Source organism: Microbacterium sp. H1-D42, from assembly GCF_022637555.1.
Lineage (GTDB): Bacteria > Actinomycetota > Actinomycetes > Actinomycetales > Microbacteriaceae > Microbacterium.
This window is the reverse complement of sequence record NZ_CP093342.1, coordinates 1039779-1059052: the sequence shown is the minus strand read 5'-3', so window position 1 is coordinate 1059052 and position 19274 is coordinate 1039779. Positions and strand designations below refer to the sequence as shown.

Sequence of the window (19274 nt, the reverse complement as noted above, 5' to 3'; positions counted from 1 at the left end):
CACACGTTAGTGATGTGTTGTTTGGTTCCGACCGTACGTCGAGAACCACAAAGTGGACGCGTTCATCTCGCAGAAAGAGAGTGTTATCAAGTCATCGGCTTATTAGTACCAGTCAGCTGCATGCGTTGCCGCACTTCCACATCTGGCCTATCAACCCAGTCGTCTGGCTGGGAGCCTCTCCACCCGAAGGTGATGGAAGTCTCATCTTGAGGCCGGCTTCCCGCTTAGATGCTTTCAGCGGTTATCCATCCCGAACGTAGCTAACCAGCGGTGCTCCTGGCGGAACAACTGGCACACCAGAGGTTCGTCCAACCCGGTCCTCTCGTACTAGGGTCAGATCCTCTCAAACTTCCTACGCGCGCAGCGGATAGGGACCGAACTGTCTCACGACGTTCTAAACCCAGCTCGCGTACCGCTTTAATGGGCGAACAGCCCAACCCTTGGGACCTACTCCAGCCCCAGGATGCGACGAGCCGACATCGAGGTGCCAAACCATGCCGTCGATATGGACTCTTGGGCAAGATCAGCCTGTTATCCCCGAGGTACCTTTTATCCGTTGAGCGACAGCGCTTCCACAAGCCACTGCCGGATCACTAGTCCCGACTTTCGTCCCTGCTCGACCTGTCAGTCTCACAGTCAAGCTCCCTTGTGCACTTACACTCGCCACCTGATTACCAACCAGGTTGAGGGAACCTTTGGGCGCCTCCGTTACTTTTTGGGAGGCAACCGCCCCAGTTAAACTACCCACCAGGCACTGTCCCTGAACCGGATCACGGTTCGAAGTTAGATATCCAATATGACCAGAGTGGTATTTCAACAATGACTCCACCATAACTGGCGTCATGGCTTCAAAGTCTCCCACCTATCCTACACAAGCCACACCGAACACCAATACCAAGCTGTAGTAAAGGTCACGGGGTCTTTCCGTCCTGCTGCGCGTAACGAGCATCTTTACTCGTAATGCAATTTCGCCGAGTTCGCGGTTGAGACAGTTGGGAAGTCGTTACGCCATTCGTGCAGGTCGGAACTTACCCGACAAGGAATTTCGCTACCTTAGGATGGTTATAGTTACCACCGCCGTTTACTGGGGCTTAAATTCTCAGCTTCGCCTTGCGGCTAACCGGTCCTCTTAACCTTCCAGCACCGGGCAGGCGTCAGTCCGTATACATCGACTTGCGTCTTCGCACGGACCTGTGTTTTTAGTAAACAGTCGCTACCCACTAGTCTCTGCGGCCACCACACCCTTTCCCGCGCAAGGCGGTATAAGCGGATGGCCCCCCTTCTCCCGAAGTTACGGGGGCATTTTGCCGAGTTCCTTAACCACGATTCTCTCGATCTCCTTGGTATTCTCTACCTGACCACCTGAGTCGGTTTGGGGTACGGGCGGCTTGAACCTCGCGTCGATGCTTTTCTTGGCAGCATAGGATCACCCACTTTTCATTCGCATCGTGTCTCAGCCTACGTGAACGGCGGATTTGCCTACCGTTCGGCCTACGCACTTGCACCAGGACAACCATCGCCTGGCTGGGCTACCTTCCTGCGTCACACCTGTTAATACGCTAACCGCACCAGAATGGGGTCGTACGCTAGGCCTCACGCCATCACCCGAAGGATCCGGTCATGAGGATTCAGATACTTAGCACTACTGGATTAGCTTGGGCGGTTCTTCGCCGGTACGGGAATATCAACCCGTTGTCCATCGACTACGCCTGTCGGCCTCGCCTTAGGTCCCGACTTACCCAGGGAAGATTAGCTTGACCCTGGAACCCTTGGTCTTCCGGAGGACGTGTTTCTCACACGTCTTTCGCTACTCATGCCTGCATTCTCACTCGTGTAGCGTCCACGGCTGGTTCACACCGCCGCTTCACTCGCCACACGACGCTCTCCTACCCATCAACACGGCTGGACCACGAAGGCCTACCAAAAATGTCAATGCCACAACTTCGGTGGCGTGCTTGAGCCCCGTTACATTGTCGGCGCGGAATCACTTGACCAGTGAGCTATTACGCACTCTTTCAAGGGTGGCTGCTTCTAAGCCAACCTCCTGGTTGTCTAAGCAACTCCACATCCTTTTCCACTTAGCACGCGCTTTGGGACCTTAGATGGTGGTCTGGGTTGTTTCCCTCTCGACTATGAAGCTTATCCCCCACAGTCTCACTGCTGCGCTCTCACTTACCGGCATTCGGAGTTTGGCTGACGTCAGTAACCTGTTGAGGCCCATCGGCCATCCAGTAGCTCTACCTCCGGCAAGAAACACGCAACGCTGCACCTAAATGCATTTCGGAGAGAACCAGCTATCACGAAGTTTGATTGGCCTTTCACCCCTATCCACAGCTCATCCCCTCAGTTTTCAACCTAAGTGGGTTCGGCCCTCCACACGCTCTTACACGTGCTTCAGCCTGGCCATGGATAGATCACTTCGCTTCGGGTCTAGGACATGCGACTGAATCGCCCTATTCAGACTCGCTTTCGCTACGGCTACCCCACACGGGTTAACCTCGCCACATATCACTAACTCGCAGGCTCATTCTTCAAAAGGCACGCTGTCACCCCTACTAAGGAGGCTCCAACGGTTTGTAAGCAAACGGTTTCAGGTACTATTTCACTCCCCTCCCGGGGTACTTTTCACCTTTCCCTCACGGTACTTGTCCGCTATCGGTCATCTGGGAGTATTTAGGCTTATCAGGTGGTCCTGACAGATTCACACGGGATTTCTCGGGCCCCGTGCTACTTGGGATACTCTTCACGCTGCGAGCGGCATTTCAACTACGGGGCTGGCACCCACTATGGCTGGCCTTTCAAGACCATTCGTCTATACCGTCACATCACGTCGAACACTCGGCAGAGTGTCCAGAAAAGTCCCGCAACCCCGGGCATGCAACGCCTGCCGGCTATCACACACACCCGGTTTAGCCTCATCCGCTTTCGCTCGCCACTACTCACGGAATCACATGTTGTTTTCTCTTCCTGTGGGTACTGAGATGTTTCACTTCCCCACGTTCCCTCTACCCGCCCTATATATTCAGGCGGGAGTCACCAGGTCGCACAAACGCCTGGCGGGGTTTCCCCATTCGGACACCCTCGGATCAAAGTGTGCTTATCCACTCCCCGAGGCTTATCGCAGATTGCTACGTCCTTCTTCGGCTCCAGATGCCAAGGCATCCACCGTTTGCTCTTAAAGACTTGAAATCACATGAGATGGATCAACGCCAGGAAAAGCGTTGACCCGGTATTTCTTTAAGATGCTCGCGTCCACTGTGTAGTTCTCAAAGTACGGGCGGTCCCCCAACCCCGCAGCCAAACAAGGCAAACGACGAAAGGGGCCATGAGGTTCAGAACGACCCAACTTCCCGAAAGAAGCAAGCCGGCCCGGTCCCTCAGGACCCAACAGCGTGCAGCTGCCCCGCTCACCAACCCCACCGTTCCAGATCCGAAGACCGTACTAAATGAAGCCAGACGCGCTGACAGCATGTCAAATGTTCCACCCATGAGCTACCAGCAGAAACATTCGTTCTGATCTGGTGCCTGGACACCCAAGGGGTGCCAGATGCTCCTTAGAAAGGAGGTGATCCAGCCGCACCTTCCGGTACGGCTACCTTGTTACGACTTAGTCCTAATTACCGATCCCACCTTCGACAGCTCCCTCCCACAAGGGGTTAGGCCACCGGCTTCAGGTGTTACCGACTTTCATGACTTGACGGGCGGTGTGTACAAGACCCGGGAACGTATTCACCGCAGCGTTGCTGATCTGCGATTACTAGCGACTCCGACTTCATGAGGTCGAGTTGCAGACCTCAATCCGAACTGGGACCGGCTTTTTGGGATTCGCTCCACCTTACGGTATCGCAGCCCATTGTACCGGCCATTGTAGCATGCGTGAAGCCCAAGACATAAGGGGCATGATGATTTGACGTCATCCCCACCTTCCTCCGAGTTGACCCCGGCAGTATCCCATGAGTTCCCACCATTACGTGCTGGCAACATAGAACGAGGGTTGCGCTCGTTGCGGGACTTAACCCAACATCTCACGACACGAGCTGACGACAACCATGCACCACCTGTTCACGAGTGTCCAAAGAGTTGACCATTTCTGGCCCGTTCTCGTGTATGTCAAGCCTTGGTAAGGTTCTTCGCGTTGCATCGAATTAATCCGCATGCTCCGCCGCTTGTGCGGGTCCCCGTCAATTCCTTTGAGTTTTAGCCTTGCGGCCGTACTCCCCAGGCGGGGAACTTAATGCGTTAGCTGCGTCACGGAATCCGTGGAAAGGACCCCACAACTAGTTCCCAACGTTTACGGGGTGGACTACCAGGGTATCTAAGCCTGTTTGCTCCCCACCCTTTCGCTCCTCAGCGTCAGTTACGGCCCAGAGATCTGCCTTCGCCATCGGTGTTCCTCCTGATATCTGCGCATTCCACCGCTACACCAGGAATTCCAATCTCCCCTACCGCACTCTAGTCTGCCCGTACCCACTGCAAGCCCGAGGTTGAGCCTCGGAATTTCACAGCAGACGCGACAGACCGCCTACGAGCTCTTTACGCCCAATAATTCCGGATAACGCTTGCACCCTACGTATTACCGCGGCTGCTGGCACGTAGTTAGCCGGTGCTTTTTCTGCAGGTACCGTCACTTTCGCTTCTTCCCTGCTAAAAGAGGTTTACAACCCGAAGGCCGTCATCCCTCACGCGGCGTTGCTGCATCAGGCTTCCGCCCATTGTGCAATATTCCCCACTGCTGCCTCCCGTAGGAGTCTGGGCCGTGTCTCAGTCCCAGTGTGGCCGGTCACCCTCTCAGGCCGGCTACCCGTCGACGCCTTGGTGAGCCATTACCTCACCAACAAGCTGATAGGCCGCGAGCCCATCCCCAACCGAAAAATCTTTCCAAACGGTAACCATGCGGTTCCGTCTCGTATCCAGTATTAGACGCCGTTTCCAGCGCTTATCCCAGAGTCAGGGGCAGGTTGCTCACGTGTTACTCACCCGTTCGCCACTAATCCCCCAGAAGCAAGCTCCCAGGTTCATCGTTCGACTTGCATGTGTTAAGCACGCCGCCAGCGTTCATCCTGAGCCAGGATCAAACTCTCCGTAAAAAACGAATGCATACCAACCCACCGGAAAAAGGCGAGAAGGCAGCGAGTTCAATCATGACCAAAATGGTTCAATCATTGCTGACATCATCCATACGCCAGACCAAAAAGGCCTGGACTTTGATCCAAAGGAATCTCACCCCAACAAAAGTTGGAGTCGAGGTTATTTGGCATTTGACAAGTGCACGCTGTTGAGTTCTCAAGGATCGGACGCACCCGCACACCCACCAACAAAGGCAAGAAGCGCAGGGCAACTTCACAATCTTATCCGTCTCGCTCAGGCTGTCAAATCGACTGACCGTGAGGGAGAAGTCCGGATCGGCTGCCCGTTTGGGCAACTTCTCTAGCTTATCCGTCTCGGCCGGCTTGTCAAATCGACGTTCCCGGCGGGACAGCCACACTCTCCGACACGAGGTCGTCCATCAGAAGATGAGCGAGAGGTGGGTGTTTGCCACTTGAGGGGAGCCAGGCCTTCCGGCCTTCCGCTCTACCCTGTGGGGCGAACAAGTAATAAGTTACGCGGATCCCCGGGATCGGGCAAATCAGCGCTGCAGGTCGGGCGTGTCGCCTCGTCATTCCGCGGTTTTCGCCCTCACCACGTTCCCCATAGATCCTCGAGCGTCAGCGTCCGACCGTCATCGGCGACGGGCACTGCGAAATGAGCGAGTCTCTCCCCCAGCGCTCCGAGGTCGTCTGCACCGGCGCTGACGAACCGCGCTGCTCCTGAAGTAGGTGGCGGGATCGAGGTGGTCTGTCGACATCTGCACCTTCCCGTTCATCCAGGTCCAGGTGGTCGGCGCTGCCCGTGAAGGTGCGCGGCGCATGCGTCGCAACGGAGCGCACAGCGGCAGCGAGGGCGGCCTCTCTGTCGAACAGGATCGCGGTGTGGAGCAGCCCCGCCTGTCCTGGTGACGCCTGACGCAGTTCGGGAGCGTGCTCGAGAATCAGCACTGGCCTGGTCCCCCGCCCGATGACAGCGCGGGATCCTTCATGGCTCAGCAGCTGCAACGGCACTGCCCGCGTGTAGTAGCGGATCATCGCGTCGAGGTCCGCGACGCGCAACGTCACCGCGCCCGTCGACGTGTCGGCGGCGAGCCTGGTGTCCATGGGAGTCCTCCACACCGATCATCTCAGGTGTGCTCGGACGCGGAAGGGAAGAGGGCCGGACCCAAAGATCCCCCTCCGCGCTCTGTGCGGAGGGGGATCTTCTTCAGTCGGTGGACCTAAGGGGATTCGAACCCCTGACCTCCTCGATGCGAACGAGGCGCGCTACCAACTGCGCCATAGGCCCTTGAACCTCAGTCAGAATATCACGCGATCAGCCGGCGGCTCGACGTGCCAGCAGCTGTCGCACGTGCGCCTCGATCTCGGCATCGTCGACCACGCCCATCTTGGCGTAGGGCGACTCGCCGGCATCCGCCACCACCGGCAGGGCAGTCGGCGCGGGCGGCGCGAGTTCCTCTGCGCGACGGCGCAACTCGGCACGACGGGCAGCGCGGCGCCGCTCCTCCTGGGCATCCATCTCGGCCTGCGCGCTCTGGGCGCGAGAACCGGTGACAGTCACCATCGGCTGTGGCAGAGGGCGCGGCGTCCAGTACGCCGGCCCCTGGTCGTGCAGCGGCGGCGACACCCGCTCCATGCTCTCCTGCACGACGGGTCGCTGCGCGCGGCGCGCAGCAACTCGGGCCACCCGCGCCATCCGCATCAGGACGGCGGCACCGACGACCGCCACCAGCAGACCGCTGACGGCGAGCATCCACCCGCCCGCTGCGACGACCTGCCAGATGCCGAACCCCAGCATCCCGACGCCGATGAGCGACACCGCACTGGCAGCCAGTCTCACCCGACGGCGCGCACGCGCCTGACGCAGCACAGGATCCTGTCTCGTCGCGGCGAGCTCCTGGCGCAGCTGCTCGAGCTGAGCGCTCTCCTTCTCGGACTGCACCCGCTTCGCGAGCCGCTGCTGCGCGAGAGCCGTGCGCGCTGTGAGCTCGAGCCGCACTTCGTCCGGCGTCTCGCTCGTCTCAGCCAGCACACGCAGCGCCTGGTTCAGACGCACAGCATTGCGCTCTGCGGAGTAGTACTGATGACGGCCCCGCCAGCTGGGCAGGAAGTACAGGGCCCACAGCAGCACCGCGACCAGTACGATCACGCCCCCACTCAGCACCGGCCCGTCCATAGAGACCACGGTAAGCGACCACATGCAGGGGTTTGAAACATTCGGTCGCGTGTCGCCGCGACTGCCTCAACCGCCGCCGAGATCAGAAGGGGGGAATCGCCGCCGCATCCTCGGGTGCCTGGCCCGACAACCATCGCGCCAGGACTCCTCGCGGCACGTCCTCCCTCGTCAGCGCGAAGGCGTAATGATCACGCCAATCCCCGTCGATGTGGATGTACCGGCGCCGCAGCCCCTCGTAGCGGAAGCCAAGTTTCTGCACGACGCGCAGACTCGCGCGGTTCTCCGGGCGGATGCAGATCTCCATGCGATGCAGCCCGTACTGGCTGAACGCGGCATCCGTCGCCATGGCGACCGCCGTCGTGGTGATGGCCCGCCCCGCGAAGCGCTCACTGACCCAGTAGCCGATGGTCGCCGAGGAGAGCGAGCCGCGTGCGACGCCCCAGACGTTGAGCTGACCCGCGATCTCGCCGTCGTACTCCATCACGAACGGGTACCCGCCGCCGTCGCGATGCTGCTGAAGCAGGCGTCGGATGCTGACACGCATGTCGAAGGTCGCGACTCCCCCTGGAATCGTCGCCTCCCATGGCTGCAGCCAGGAGCGGTTCGCCAGCAGCTCCTTCTGCAGGATCCGCGCGTCACGAGGACGCACGATGCGCAAGCCGATACGGCCGTGCTGCAACGGAGCGGGCGCTTCGAACTGCATGATCACCTTCGAGCCCTACAGCCGCGAGGCAAAGTCCTTCAGCCAGGGCCGAAGGTCGCTGCCGAGGTCATTCCGATCCACTGCGAGCTGCACGATCGCCTTGATGTAGTCCACCCGATCACCCGTGTCGTAGCGTCGGCCGTCGAAGACCACGCCGACCACTCCAGGTCCGTCCGGTGCGGAGGCCAGCTCCTGCAGCGCATCGGTCAGCTGGATCTCACCGCCCTTGCCGGGCTGCGTGTGCTCGAGCACGTCGAACACCGCAGGCGGCAGCACGTAGCGACCGATCACCGCGAGATTCGATGGGGCCTCCTCGGCGGACGGCTTCTCGACGAGCCCGGTGACGGTGACCACATCGTCGACATCGGTCGTCTCGACGGCTGCCGCTCCATACAGGTGGATCTGCTCAGGGGCGACGCGCATCAGCGCGATCACGGCTGCACCGGTGCGCTCATGGGCGGCGATCATGTCGGGGAGCAGCGTCTCGTGCTCGTCGATGAGATCATCGCCCAGCAGCACGGCGAACGAGCTGTCGCCCACATGAGTGCGGGCTCGCAGCACGGCATGCCCCAGCCCCTTCGGTTCACCCTGTCGGACGAAATGGATGTCGGCCATCTCGCTCGATTTCATGACGCGCTCCAGGCGACTGTGGTCGCCCTTCTGCTGCAGCCGGCCCTCGAGCTCTGGCACGGCGTCGAAGTGGTCGGAGATCGCGTTCTTGTTGCGGCCGATGATGACGAGGATGTCCTGGATGCCGGCCGCGACCGCCTCTTCCACGACATATTGGATGGCCGGCTTGTCGACGACCGGCAGCATCTCCTTCGGCATCGCCTTCGTCGCGGGCAGGAAGCGCGTTCCCAGTCCTGCGGCCGGGATGACCGCTTTGATCTTCGCCATGCGGCATAGCATAGCCGCGCGGAAGCGCCCATCCGCGGCATCCATGAGGTCTCCGTCCCGCGTCGCACACGTATGCTCGGTGGCATGTCGAGCGAAGCAGAACAGCAGAAGCGGGCGCTGCGGGCCGAGCTGCGGGAGCGCCGCCAACTGCTCTCCGAAGCCCAGCGCGATGAGGCAGCCGTCGGGATCGCCGCGCAGCTGGACGCGCTGGTGGCCGCGCACGGCGCGCAGTCCGTGTCGTGCTTCCTCTCCACGATGACCGAGCCGGAGACCAGGACGTTCCTGCGCGGCGCGATCGAGCGGGGCATCCGAGTGCTGCTGCCCATCACTCGCGCCGACGGTCTGCTCGACTGGGCCGTCGCCGACGACACCGACGACGTCAACGAGGGTCTGTACGGTCTGCCGGAGCCGACGGGCGAGGTGCTCGGCCCCATCGCGGTGAACGACGTCGACCTGATGATCATCCCCGCGGCCGCCATCGATCGCTCCGGCACTCGGCTGGGGTGGGGGCGCGGCTACTTCGACAAGACCATCGGATCGATGGAGAAATGCCCTCCGGTGTTCGCAGTCATCTATGATTCGGAGATACTCGATTCACTGCCGCGCGAGGTCCACGACCAGCCGGTGGACGGCGTCATCACACCGACGCAGACCATCACGCTCTCGCCCGCACGGAACTGACAGGGAGCCTCATGCCCACCTACGCCTACGCCTGCACTTCTTGCGATCACCGCTTCGATGCCGTGCAGAGCTTCTCCGACGACGCCCTCACGGTCTGCCCCGAATGCGGCGGATCGCTGCGCAAGCAGTACGGATCGATCGGGGTGACCTTCAACGGGTCCGGCTTCTACCGCACCGACTCGCGCAGCAATGCTGGCGGTGCGAAGAAGGATCAGGCATCATCGAAATCGGATTCTTCGACGAGCACCAGCCCGGCGCCCGCGAAGGCTCCGGCCTCGAACTGAGGTCACCGATATACAGGGGGTCGCCATGATTCAGGGCTTCAAGGAATTCATCACCAAGGGCAACGTCATCGACCTCGCCGTCGCTGTTGTCATCGGCGGAGCGTTCACCGCCATCGTCAACGCCGTGGTGTCGGCGATCATCACCCCACTGGTCTCACTGTTCTTCGCGGCAGATGCCGCCGGCAAGGTCGGCTGGACGGTCACGGGTCTTTACGGCCAGGAGGTCACGTTCCCGATCGGCGAGCTCATCTCGGCCCTGATCAGCTTCTTCGCTGTCGCGCTCGTCGTCTACTTCGTCTTCGTCGTGCCGATGAACAAGTACAAGGAGCACCAGGCCGCCAAGAACCCCGCCGTCGAGGAAGAGACCCTGCCGAGCGAGCAGGAGCTGCTCATCGAGATCCGCGACGCGCTGCGAAAGAGCAGCGCCAGCTGATTCCGCTCACCTGCATCGGATGCCCCGGCCCTTCGGCCGGGGCATCTTGCGTTGCGGGTGCGATTCGCCTCGTGGCGTGAAGATCAGTAGTGCGGGGGTACGTCGCCCAGCATCCGCTCATCATTCGGGCCGCGCTCGTCCTTCGGGGGCGACTTGCGATCCGCGCGCGCATGCGGCTCAGACGTCGTGCCCTGCACTGGCGTCAGCTGCGCACGACGCGAGCCGGCGACGCGGACGATGCGCTGACGCTCCTCGTCAGCCATCGAGATCGAGCGGCTGCGTGTCGTTCTCGGCGCGTACGGCGTTCTCGCCGATGCCGAGGACTGTGGCGATCCGGCGGGCCACCGTTGCCGGGTCGCTGTACAGATCGAAGGCGTGCACCCGCACGTAGTGCCAGCCGAGACGGCGCAGCACCTGCGGGCGCAGTCGCAGGCTCTCGCGCAGCGACTCGCCCCGTGATTCCGGATCCGACTCGATGACGACGGCTCGGCCGTCGTGCTGCGCGACCAGGGGCAGCAGCCCGCGGTAGTCGACATCCACCGACGCACCAAGGCGACGCAGTTCGCGAGCCAGGGCGAGAGTGAGCGGGTCGGCCAGGTCTTCCAGGCGCGCGTCGCGTGCGCGGGCGGCGAGTCCGCCGAGGATCGACATGAGCGTGGACGCGCCGTGCTCCAGGCGCCCTTCGTCGAAGGACGAGGGGCGGATGCACGAGACGATCACCATCGATCGACGGGCACGTGTCATGCCGACGGTCAGCAGGCGGTCTCCGTCGTCCTGGGACAGGTCTCCGAAGTCGCTGAGCACCCGGCCGTGCTTGGTGAGTCCATAGCCGAGCGAGAAGATGACCCGATCGCGGCTCTCGGCGACCGACTCCTCGAGGGTCAGCACTGCGAATGGCTCAGCCGTGTCTCGTCCGATGAAGTCGGCGACATCGGATCGTCCGGCGAAGGCGGATGCCACGGCCGCACGCACCCGCTCGGCATGCCGCCGACTGGCAGTGACGACCATGAGCGTCTCGGTGGGGCGGTGCACGGCGTGCTCGACGACCAGAGTGACGACGCGCGCGACCTCGGCATCAGGGCTCTCGACGGCACCGGATTCCGGGTCGGGCGCGCCCACGCCGCCCTCGACGTAGTCGACCGTGAGGCTGCCGCGTCCGAGATACGAGCCCGCCCACGGCAGCGACACGATCTCACCGCCGTAGAAGGCGTCGTTGATGAGCTCGGCGAGGTCCTCACCGCCCGCACGGTAGCTGCGAGTGAGCGTCACCACGGGGAAGAGGTCTGCAAGACGCTCAAACACCGAGACATCGTCGAAATCGACCTCGGGCTCCCACTCGACATCGGGAAGGGTAGCGACGGTGAAGGCTGTGGGGCGCTGGGTGACCGGGTCGCCGAAGGCCACGACCTGTCGGGCCCGTCGGATCGCCGGGGCGGTCTCTGCCAGGTTGATCGCTGCGGCATCCACCAGCAGCACGGCGTCGAATTCGACCGAGTCCGGGATCGCGGGGACGTCATAGGGCGAGGCGATCCACACCGGGGCGAGCACGCGCATCAGATCGGGGGCTGCCGACACGATCTCTGCGGTCGTCGCCTCTCCGGTCTGCAGTGCCTTGCGCAGGTTCGCGGCCTGCTCCGGCTCGTCGACGAGCGCGATTCGCCATTGGTTGGCAAGGTTCCACGCCAGCAGCGGCCCCGCCATCGCGGTGTGCGCCTCATCCACGAGCCGGTAGTCGCGCTCCAGACGGTCGACGACCGCGGTGTTCGCCCCGAGCAGCGACCGATCATCCTGCAGTGCGCGTTCGAGCAGCGACTGCCACCACGCGAACTCCAGCTCATCGGCCACCCGCTCTTCAGGAACATGGCGCACAGACAGGTCGGAAAGCAGCGGTCGCAAGCCGACTCCGCTGAGCGCATCGCGGATCTCAGTGCGCTCGATCAGGTTGTCGAACACCGCGGAGCGGGCCGCCAGCCCGGAGAGCGTGCGCACCAGACGGGCGACGGGCAGCGATGCCAGGGGCTCCTTGCGGCCGAGTGCCGCATCGAGTTCACCGAGCTCGGCGGCCACCCGCTGCCACGCGACGTGCACATCCGACAGACCGAGCGGCACCTGCGGGGCGACGCCGGCGTCGACGTAGCGCTGCCACTGCGTGCGCTGCTGCTGGATGCGCAGCAGCGCCTCGTGCATCTCCGTCACATGCGCTCCCGGCCGCACGTACTCACGGGCGAGCTTCTTCAGCCGGCGACGGTTCGCCGCCGACATGCCAGGAGAGTCGCGGCGCGATCCGTGCGCCTGGATGAGCTCGCCGAGAGGCCGTTCGAACACCGTCGGGCTGAATCGGTCGAGCGAGTCGCGGATGCCCTGCAGCAGCCGCACGTACTCGCCGAGCTCATCAATGGTCGAGAAGGGACGCATGCTGGTCTGTGCGATCAGCTCGTAGCCGCGCTCCAGCACTGCGGGAACAGCCGTGCTGTGCAGGCGCCCGGCCAGCGCATGCGCCTGCTGCGCCGCCTCGGCACTGTCGAAGCTCACGCCGTACCAGGGCGAATCGTCTGGGCCGAAGCGGAACTCGCCAAGGCGCGCGGCCCGAGTCAGCGCCAGCGCGGCGTCACGCCGATCCCCGGCGAGGTTCTCGAGTGCGGCCATCGACAGCCGAGCACCGGTCGACGGCGGCACCGGCAGCAGAGCGAGTCTGGTCAGGTGTCGTGTCGCATCGAGGACGGATGCCCCCGTGCGTCCGACCGGTTCGGTCAGCGCTGACCGGTAGTCGCGCAGCACGGCGCGCAGGCGCACCAGCGCCTCGTCGACCTCGGTCGCCTTCGGCTGAGTCACCTTCTCGCTGCGGGCGATGGCCTTGATGAGGTCGCGGCGCGTGGCCGATGGCGAGACGGCGAGTCCGTCGAGCCCGATCCCGGCGAGTCGATGCGTCACGCCGTCGAGAGTCGATCGCCGGGCTGACACGACGAGCACACGCTTGCCGGCGCGCACGAACGCACCGAGTGCGTTGATCACCGTCTGCGTGCCCCCGGTGCCTGGAAGCGTCGAGACGACCAGCGAGTGGCCGGCCGCTATGCGCGCCAGCACGTCCTCCTGCTCGGCATCGGCATCGAGCAGCAGCCCCTCGGATGCCGGCGCTCGATCATCGGGCCCTGCGACCTTGGGCACCTCGCGGTGCGCCGTCACCTGCTCACGGTCGTCGGCATGGCCGCCGAGCGCGTTCAGCACCGGGTGGTCGAGGTCGACCATGTCGCGCACCATGGCGCCCGCGACGTCGGCGAAAGTCGAGACCACCAGACGCGGATGCACGGCGAACGTGTCGATGGTGTGGGTCAGTGCGCGCAATTGGTCGATGACCGGCTGCGGCTTGAAGATGCCGGCATCGTAGGCAAGCGCGGCGAGAGCGGTCGGATCGAGGTCGATGCCGAAGTGCTCGCGGGCGACGCGGACCAGCTCGGGGTTCACTTCGAACGCGCCCTGCAGCTTCAGCTCGAAGTCCGCATGGTGCCGGCGGATGGCCAGCGGGCGCAACAGCACCGGCGCGGAGAACTCCACCCCGCCGAGCCGCCACCGAGCGATGCCGACAGCCAGCCGCACCGCATCGATGCCGCGCACAGTGCGCAGTTCCGTGTTGCGGGTGGTGATCCGCTCTGCCGCCAGACGCGCCGTGCGCAGCCCGACCTCATCGCGGAAGAGATTGGACAGCAGCGTGGAGCGTCCGGTGATGAACTGCGGAAGACTGCCGGGGTGGGCCTTCGAGATGTCGATGCCGGCATCGACGGCATCCACGAACGTCACCAGTGGCGATGCACCGCCGAGATCCGCCGACTGCGCCCGCAGCGATGTGCGCGTGGCCTCGGCTGCGTGCGCGATGTCGACCCCGGTCGAGGAGTCGCTCAGATCGCCGAGCCTCACCGCGGGCTCTGTTCCCGCTTCCTCGGCGCCTTTCGCATCTCGTCGCCACACATGGCCAGCCTAAGCGGCCCGGACGCTGCACCGCGTATCCCTGGCCGAGTCGCGGCGATTCCGGCAGGCGAAGCGACTTCTTCTGCACAACCGGCGCTTTCCACGACTTGTCCACCGATGCCGGGATCGCGGTCACCTGATGTCAGCGCCGGCGCGAGGATGGGGGCATGAGTTTCCGATACGACTTCGTGCCGACACCGTTCGGCCATGCGCTAGCTGTGTTCTCGGATACCGGGATCGTCGGCTTCGATCTGTCCGAGGCCGAGGACCCGAATGTGCCCTGGCTGCTGGAAAGCTTCATCAGGCGGCTGGGTGCCACGATCGATCACGATGCCGGCGCAGCCGACGCACTCGCCCATCTGCTCGCGGCGTACTTCGAGGGCGAGCCGATCCGCTTCGATGAGCATCTGTCGTTCGATTGGCGGCTCATCGATGGCTTTGCGCGAGCCGCGCTGGAATCGGTGTGCGAGATCCCTTGGGGCGAGACGATGAGCTATGGCGAGGTGGCGATCGTCGCCGGCAGTCCTGGCGCGGCGCGTGCCGTTGGCACCGCGTGCCGACTCACTCCGTTCTCGGTGATCGTGCCGGTGCACCGGGTGATCCGCTCGGACGGGACTCCTGGGCATTACGGTGCACACCCCGAGCGCAAGCGCTTCCTGCTCGATCTCGAACGCGAAGCCGGTTCGAGATCGTGAACGAGCGGACCCCGGCGAGTAGGCCGCCGGGGTCCGCTGCGGCAATGAGGCGACAAACGGAACAACACCGACATCAGGCCGGTGAATGAAGGCTGCATCCTCCTAACCAGTCGGAATCATTCTGAGTGGCGAATTCGACAATGCTCCGCCCTGTCACGGTGCCTCTCGCGGCCTGTCCGTGAAGACGCCACGACACCGGCGGGTGATAAGGTCGACGCTACGAAACGGGTGGGCGAAGTGGTCACCCCCGAAAGCTGGTAATCGTTTGAGAACGTCCGAGCGGATCGATTCCGTGGAGCAGCTCGTCGCCGATGGAGTGCGCGAGCTGGCTCAGCGCACCCGCTTCCCGGTGGCATTCGGCGGGCTCATCGACCACGGTGCGGTATCGGTCACAACCATCATCGGCAATCGCACCAGCAGCCTGCACGGCCTGCACGTGCGCCCGGAACGCGGCCTCGGCGGCCGCGCGATGATCGAGCTTCGGCCGCGCATGACGAACGACTACCGCACCTCGCCGCACATCACGCACGACTACGACGTGTTCGTGTTGGGAGAGGGACTGCGCACCCTGCTGGCGCTGCCGATCGTCGTCGATGGCCGTCCGCGCGGTGTGCTCTACGCCGGCGCCTGGGAGGAATCCCAGATCGGCGGAGTGACGACTGCCCCTGCGATGGGAGTGGCACAGCGGATCGGCGCAGAGCTGCGCGTGCGCGACGAGGTCGACCGGCGGGTGAAGGCGAGCACCCCGGCACCTGCACTCGACGCCACACAGCGCGAGGACCTGCGAGAGAGCTTCGCCGAATTGCGCAGCATCGCGGCGGCGCTCACGGACGACGCGCTGCGCGGACGCATCGAATCCGTCGAGCGACGTCTGCTCGGACTCGCGGGGGCGGAGTCGGCGCCGCCGACCGAACCCGTGCAGACGGTGCGCCTGTCTCCCCGCGAAATGGATGTGCTCGCCTGCGCTGCGATGGGTGCCACCAACAACGAGATCGCGTCGGACCTCGGCCTGCGCGAGGGCACGGTCAAGGCGTATCTGGGAACCGCGATGTCGAAGCTCGATGCGTCCACACGGCATGCGGCGGTGGCTCGGGCCCGGCGCATGGGATTGCTTCCCTGACTGCAGAATGCAGCGGCACCTGAATAGGCCGATGAATATACATATCAGCTGAGAATGTGTGTGACCGATTGCCATTTTCTTCGCCCGCCAATATCGTATTCGGCATGGCTAGAAGAATTGTGCACCAGCTGGTTGACGACATCGACGGAACGCTTCTCGAGGTCGGCGAGGGGGAAACAGTCCATTTCTCGCTGGGCGGCATCGCTTATGAGATCGATCTGACGAATGCCCACGCAGACGAGCTGCGGAATGCGCTCGACCCTTACATCAAGGCAGGGCGCCGCGCGACGGCATCCGCTGCCCGTCCGAACGCTCCGCGTCGTCGGGCCGCGCGCAATTCGGATTCCGCGGCCATTCGCTCATGGGCGAAGGAACAGGGCCTCGAGGTGAACGAGCGCGGTCGCATCGCCGCAGACGTGGTCGAGGCATACAACGCCGCGCACTGACGTCGCTCTTTCGATGGCCGTGGTCCTGTGGGACCCCGGCCATCGTTCGTCTGCCGCTCGGCACCGTTAGACTTGACGGGCGCCTTCGTAGCTCAGTCGGATAGAGCGGCCCTCTCCTAAAGGGCAGGTCGCAGGTTCGAATCCTGTCGGGGGCACTTGCGCCGTAGCTGGCCGCCCGAGGGCACCTACGCCGCGAGCGCCAGGTACGGCTCCCACCGCGGATCCCCGCGCTCTGAGCCGCGCACGGTCCAGCCGGTGCCGAACGGCGGGCGCGGGATCATCCGCAATGCCCACCCCATCTCCTGCGGAGTTCGGTCGCTCTTGGTGTTGTTGCATGCCAGGCAGCACGCGACCAGGTTCTCCCAGCTGTCCCTGCCTCCGCGTGAGCGCGGCATGACGTGGTCGATCGTGGCCGCAGACTTGCCGCAGTACCCGCAGCGGTGATCATCGCGGCGCAGCACCCCGCGGCGCGAGACGGGCACTCTGCGCGCTGACGGCACTCTGACATAGCGGGTGAGCAGGATCACGACCGGACGGTCATAGGCATTTCTGCCGGCTCTGACGGGATCGTCCTCGACATGTTCGATCACGCTCGCCTTGTCATTCATCACAAGCACGAGGGCTCGCTTGAACGAGACCACCGTGAGCGGCTCGTATCCGGCATTCAGGACCAGTGTGCGCATCGTCGTCATCCTCTCGATCCGCCGGGATGGCTTCCCGGCACTCTCGACTCACACGACGCCACACAGACAGCAGGCGACTGCAGGGACGAAAAAGGCGCTGTCTAGTGACAGCGCCATTCGGGCTCGGCAACGCCGAACCGCCCCTGCGGACGTTGCCGAAGGAACAGACCACCGAGCGCATCCATGGTGCGGATGCCCGGTATCGGTTCCATCGGCTTCTCCTGCCCGTACGACGACGCGTTCAGGGTAGCCCATCGGGCTGGACAGCGAGGGAACTGCGGGTGAACCCCGCGGAGCGTGTCGGGTCAGGCGTTGACGCGCAGCCAGCCGATGGGCTCGACCAGCGATCCGTTGACCTTGACCTCGAAGTGCAGGTGCGCACCGTAGGAACGACCGGTGTTTCCGACCTTGCCGATGAACTGGCCGGCCGAGACCGTCTGGCCGGCCTGCACGGCGCGGGTGCCGTTGGTCATGTGACCGTAGAGGGTCGAGACGCGCTGTCCGCCGACGACGGAGTCGATCACGACGGCGACGCCGTAGCCGTAGTGGCTCTCGGACGAGATGCGCACCACGCCACCTGCAGCGGCGAAGATCGGGGTGCCGGCCGGTGCGACCATGTCGGCGCCGTTGTGGCCGCTGCCGAGCGTGCGGCTGACGTAGTAGGAGCCCTGCGGGAGCGGGTAGCGCACGGCGCCGGAGCCGGCGGCGACAAGGCGCAGGTCAGCATCGCTCAGACTGCCACCGCTGTTGGTGGATGCCACGCGGGCCGCGGCTGCGGCACGCGCCTTCGCGGCTGCCTCTGCCTTCTTCTTGGCGATCTCCTCAGGCGTGGTCGCGGAGTACGTACCGCGGTCCATCGGAGCAGCGGTGGCCTCAGACGCGACGACGAGCGACTGTGCGTCGCTGACCGCCATCTGCTGCAGGGTCGTCGCCCCCGCGTCCACCGGATTGGTGGCGGCGTAGGCCGGCAGGGCGACGGCTGCGACCAGTGCACTCACTGCTGCGAAGATCGCGACAGTCCGCATCGGCTTCACGCTGGCGCGGCCCCTGCGAGGCGCACGGCCTCGTGCGGGCTTCTTGTCTTCAGCTGTCTCGGTCGTGACAATATCTGCGGCCAAAAGGGATTCCTCCTGCGCCTCCGCGCTCGGGTAAGCGCCGACTCATCAGCAATGTCGATTCTCGGGCACGCATGACACGGCACGTTGTGCGAACTACTCGCGAAGGCGATGAGCCGGGGAGGCAACCTTCGCGATTGTCAACGGCGGGCTTCGTCGCCGAGGACTTCACCGACGTTACCGGAAGATAACGTTTCTGTCACCCTCACAACCTGGCAATCCCCTCAACTCCGCGGGAAATGCAGGCTGATCAGGCGTTCGATCCGACAAGAAAGATGTGCGAAGCGAGTTCGACGGGCAGCTCGAGACCCTCTTCCCTGCCCTCCATCTGGATCAGCACGTATCCCTCGCTGTAGCAGTACTCCCCCTTCGCGCCGGGCACGACGCCCGCATCGCGCAGCTGCTCCAGCAGCTCTGGGTCGACCTGAGCCGGCTCGGCAAGGCGGCGAACGGTGCCCTGGATCGGCCCGCCATCGGCATCCAGCTTCTTCACGAGACCGATGACGCCCTCGTCGAACGCCGGCGTCGCGATGTCGCCGAGCTGGTCGAGCCCTGGGATCGGGTTGCCGTAGGGAGATTCGGTCGGATGCCCGAGCAGCTCGACCAGGCGGCGCTCGACCTGTTCGCTCATCACGTGCTCCCAGCGGCAGGCCTCGTCGTGCACGTACGCCCAGTCCAGACCGATCACATCCGAGAGCAGGCGCTCCGCAAGGCGGTGCTTGCGCATGACGTCGACGGCCTTGCGCCGCCCGGCGTCGGTGAGTTCGAGACGGCGGTCCTCTGAGACGACGACGAGTCCGTCGCGCTCCATGCGCCCCACCGTCTGCGACACCGTGGGACCGGAGTGACCGAGTCGCTCCGAGATCCGCGCGCGCAGCGGCACGATGTTCTCCTCCTCGAGTTCGAGGATGGTGCGCAGGTACATCTCTGTGGTGTCGATCAGGTCAGTCATTCGGCCCCTCCGAGGTTCTTAGGCAAGCCTACATTCACC

15 protein-coding genes, 2 tRNA genes and 2 rRNA genes are annotated in these 19274 nt (G+C 63.8%); 7 read left to right on the top strand and 12 right to left on the bottom strand.

What is annotated here, in order from left to right:
* Positions 1–82: 82 nt before the first annotated feature.
* The 7 genes from MNR00_RS05050 to galU form a co-directional block, all read right to left on the bottom strand.
* Positions 83–3189 (bottom strand): 23S ribosomal RNA (locus tag MNR00_RS05050).
* A 369-nt stretch (positions 3190–3558) separates the two neighbouring features.
* Positions 3559–5087, bottom strand: a 16S ribosomal RNA gene (locus tag MNR00_RS05045).
* Together the 16S and 23S rRNA genes form the textbook arrangement of a ribosomal RNA operon.
* Positions 5088–5705: 618 nt before the next feature.
* Positions 5706–6191, bottom strand: a complete 486-nt coding sequence (locus tag MNR00_RS05040; RefSeq protein WP_347271926.1) for a hypothetical protein — start codon at positions 6189–6191, stop codon at positions 5706–5708.
* A 111-nt stretch (positions 6192–6302) separates the two neighbouring features.
* Positions 6303–6375 (bottom strand) — tRNA-Ala (locus tag MNR00_RS05035).
* Between the two features lie 27 nt (positions 6376–6402).
* On the bottom strand, positions 6403–7263 hold the full coding sequence (locus MNR00_RS05030) for a hypothetical protein (RefSeq protein ID WP_241928077.1): 861 nt from the start codon (positions 7261–7263) through the stop codon (positions 6403–6405).
* A gap of 82 nt (positions 7264–7345) precedes the next feature.
* Positions 7346–7966 carry a GNAT family protein gene (locus MNR00_RS05025; RefSeq protein WP_241928076.1) on the bottom strand — a complete coding sequence of 207 codons (621 nt, stop codon included), beginning with the start codon at positions 7964–7966 and terminating at the stop codon, positions 7346–7348.
* Between the two features lie 15 nt (positions 7967–7981).
* A complete protein-coding gene (gene galU, locus MNR00_RS05020) occupies positions 7982–8863 on the bottom strand; it encodes a UTP--glucose-1-phosphate uridylyltransferase GalU (RefSeq protein WP_241928075.1) in 882 nt (293 codons plus the stop codon).
* A gap of 84 nt (positions 8864–8947) precedes the next feature.
* Between galU and MNR00_RS05015 the strand changes: the two genes are divergently transcribed.
* The 3 genes from MNR00_RS05015 to mscL are packed head-to-tail and all read left to right on the top strand — an operon-like array spanning position 8948 to position 10261.
* Complete coding sequence (locus tag MNR00_RS05015) at positions 8948–9544, top strand: 5-formyltetrahydrofolate cyclo-ligase (protein ID WP_241928074.1); 597 nt, start codon at positions 8948–8950, stop codon at positions 9542–9544.
* Positions 9545–9555: 11 nt separating this feature from the next.
* Positions 9556–9828, top strand: coding sequence for an FmdB family zinc ribbon protein (locus MNR00_RS05010; RefSeq protein ID WP_241928073.1), 273 nt, complete (start codon positions 9556–9558; stop codon positions 9826–9828).
* A 25-nt stretch (positions 9829–9853) separates the two neighbouring features.
* Complete coding sequence (gene mscL / locus MNR00_RS05005; RefSeq protein WP_241928072.1) at positions 9854–10261, top strand: large conductance mechanosensitive channel protein MscL; 408 nt, start codon at positions 9854–9856, stop codon at positions 10259–10261.
* 83 nt (positions 10262–10344) lie between these two features.
* Here mscL and MNR00_RS05000 read toward each other — a convergent pair whose 3' ends face one another.
* Positions 10345–10524, bottom strand: a complete 180-nt coding sequence (locus MNR00_RS05000) for a hypothetical protein (protein ID WP_241928071.1) — start codon at positions 10522–10524, stop codon at positions 10345–10347.
* Entirely contained in the window at positions 10517–14173 is a 3657-nt protein-coding gene (locus MNR00_RS04995; protein ID WP_241928070.1) for an AAA family ATPase, read from the bottom strand. The genes MNR00_RS05000 and MNR00_RS04995 overlap by 8 nt, the downstream gene beginning before the upstream one ends.
* A 218-nt stretch (positions 14174–14391) precedes the next feature.
* On the opposite strand from MNR00_RS04995, the gene MNR00_RS04990 reads away from it, so the two are divergent.
* The 4 genes from MNR00_RS04990 to MNR00_RS04975 all read left to right on the top strand — a co-directional run bounded on the left by MNR00_RS04990 (position 14392) and on the right by MNR00_RS04975 (position 16640).
* Positions 14392–14919: a methylated-DNA--[protein]-cysteine S-methyltransferase gene (locus MNR00_RS04990; RefSeq protein ID WP_241928069.1), complete on the top strand. Its 528-nt coding sequence runs from the start codon at positions 14392–14394 to the stop codon at positions 14917–14919.
* 292 nt (positions 14920–15211) lie between these two features.
* Positions 15212–16039: a LuxR C-terminal-related transcriptional regulator gene (locus MNR00_RS04985; protein ID WP_241928068.1), complete on the top strand. Its 828-nt coding sequence runs from the start codon at positions 15212–15214 to the stop codon at positions 16037–16039.
* 104 nt (positions 16040–16143) lie between these two features.
* A complete protein-coding gene (locus MNR00_RS04980; protein ID WP_241928067.1) occupies positions 16144–16485 on the top strand; it encodes an Lsr2 family protein in 342 nt (113 codons plus the stop codon).
* Positions 16486–16566: 81 nt separating this feature from the next.
* Positions 16567–16640 (top strand) — tRNA-Arg (locus tag MNR00_RS04975).
* Between the two features lie 30 nt (positions 16641–16670).
* Here MNR00_RS04975 and MNR00_RS04970 read toward each other — a convergent pair.
* The 3 genes from MNR00_RS04970 to MNR00_RS04960 all read right to left on the bottom strand — a co-directional run bounded on the left by MNR00_RS04970 (position 16671) and on the right by MNR00_RS04960 (position 19235).
* On the bottom strand, positions 16671–17168 hold the full coding sequence (locus MNR00_RS04970) for an HNH endonuclease (RefSeq protein ID WP_241928066.1): 498 nt from the start codon (positions 17166–17168) through the stop codon (positions 16671–16673).
* 305 nt (positions 17169–17473) lie between these two features.
* Positions 17474–18193 carry a M23 family metallopeptidase gene (locus MNR00_RS04965; RefSeq protein WP_241928065.1) on the bottom strand — a complete coding sequence of 240 codons (720 nt, stop codon included), beginning with the start codon at positions 18191–18193 and terminating at the stop codon, positions 17474–17476.
* A gap of 340 nt (positions 18194–18533) precedes the next feature.
* On the bottom strand, positions 18534–19235 hold the full coding sequence (locus MNR00_RS04960; protein ID WP_241928064.1) for a metal-dependent transcriptional regulator: 702 nt from the start codon (positions 19233–19235) through the stop codon (positions 18534–18536).
* Positions 19236–19274 lie beyond the last annotated feature (39 nt).

Bases quoted from the DNA above. Each gene is read 5' to 3' on its own strand.
- MNR00_RS05040 (WP_347271926.1), bottom strand. From the start codon at position 6,191: ATGGACACCAGGCTCGCCGCCGACACGTCGACGGGCGCGGTGACGTTG.
- MNR00_RS05030 (WP_241928077.1), bottom strand. From the start codon at position 7,263: ATGGACGGGCCGGTGCTGAGTGGGGGCGTGATCGTACTGGTCGCGGTG.
- MNR00_RS05025 (WP_241928076.1), bottom strand. From the start codon at position 7,966: ATGCAGTTCGAAGCGCCCGCTCCGTTGCAGCACGGCCGTATCGGCTTG.
- galU (WP_241928075.1), bottom strand. From the start codon at position 8,863: ATGGCGAAGATCAAAGCGGTCATCCCGGCCGCAGGACTGGGAACGCGC.
- MNR00_RS05015 (WP_241928074.1), top strand. From the start codon at position 8,948: ATGTCGAGCGAAGCAGAACAGCAGAAGCGGGCGCTGCGGGCCGAGCTG.
- MNR00_RS05010 (WP_241928073.1), top strand. From the start codon at position 9,556: ATGCCCACCTACGCCTACGCCTGCACTTCTTGCGATCACCGCTTCGAT.
- mscL (WP_241928072.1), top strand. From the start codon at position 9,854: ATGATTCAGGGCTTCAAGGAATTCATCACCAAGGGCAACGTCATCGAC.
- MNR00_RS05000 (WP_241928071.1), bottom strand. From the start codon at position 10,524: ATGGCTGACGAGGAGCGTCAGCGCATCGTCCGCGTCGCCGGCTCGCGT.
- MNR00_RS04990 (WP_241928069.1), top strand. From the start codon at position 14,392: ATGAGTTTCCGATACGACTTCGTGCCGACACCGTTCGGCCATGCGCTA.
- MNR00_RS04980 (WP_241928067.1), top strand. From the start codon at position 16,144: ATGGCTAGAAGAATTGTGCACCAGCTGGTTGACGACATCGACGGAACG.
- MNR00_RS04970 (WP_241928066.1), bottom strand. From the start codon at position 17,168: ATGCGCACACTGGTCCTGAATGCCGGATACGAGCCGCTCACGGTGGTC.
- MNR00_RS04965 (WP_241928065.1), bottom strand. From the start codon at position 18,193: ATGCGGACTGTCGCGATCTTCGCAGCAGTGAGTGCACTGGTCGCAGCC.
- MNR00_RS04960 (WP_241928064.1), bottom strand. From the start codon at position 19,235: ATGACTGACCTGATCGACACCACAGAGATGTACCTGCGCACCATCCTC.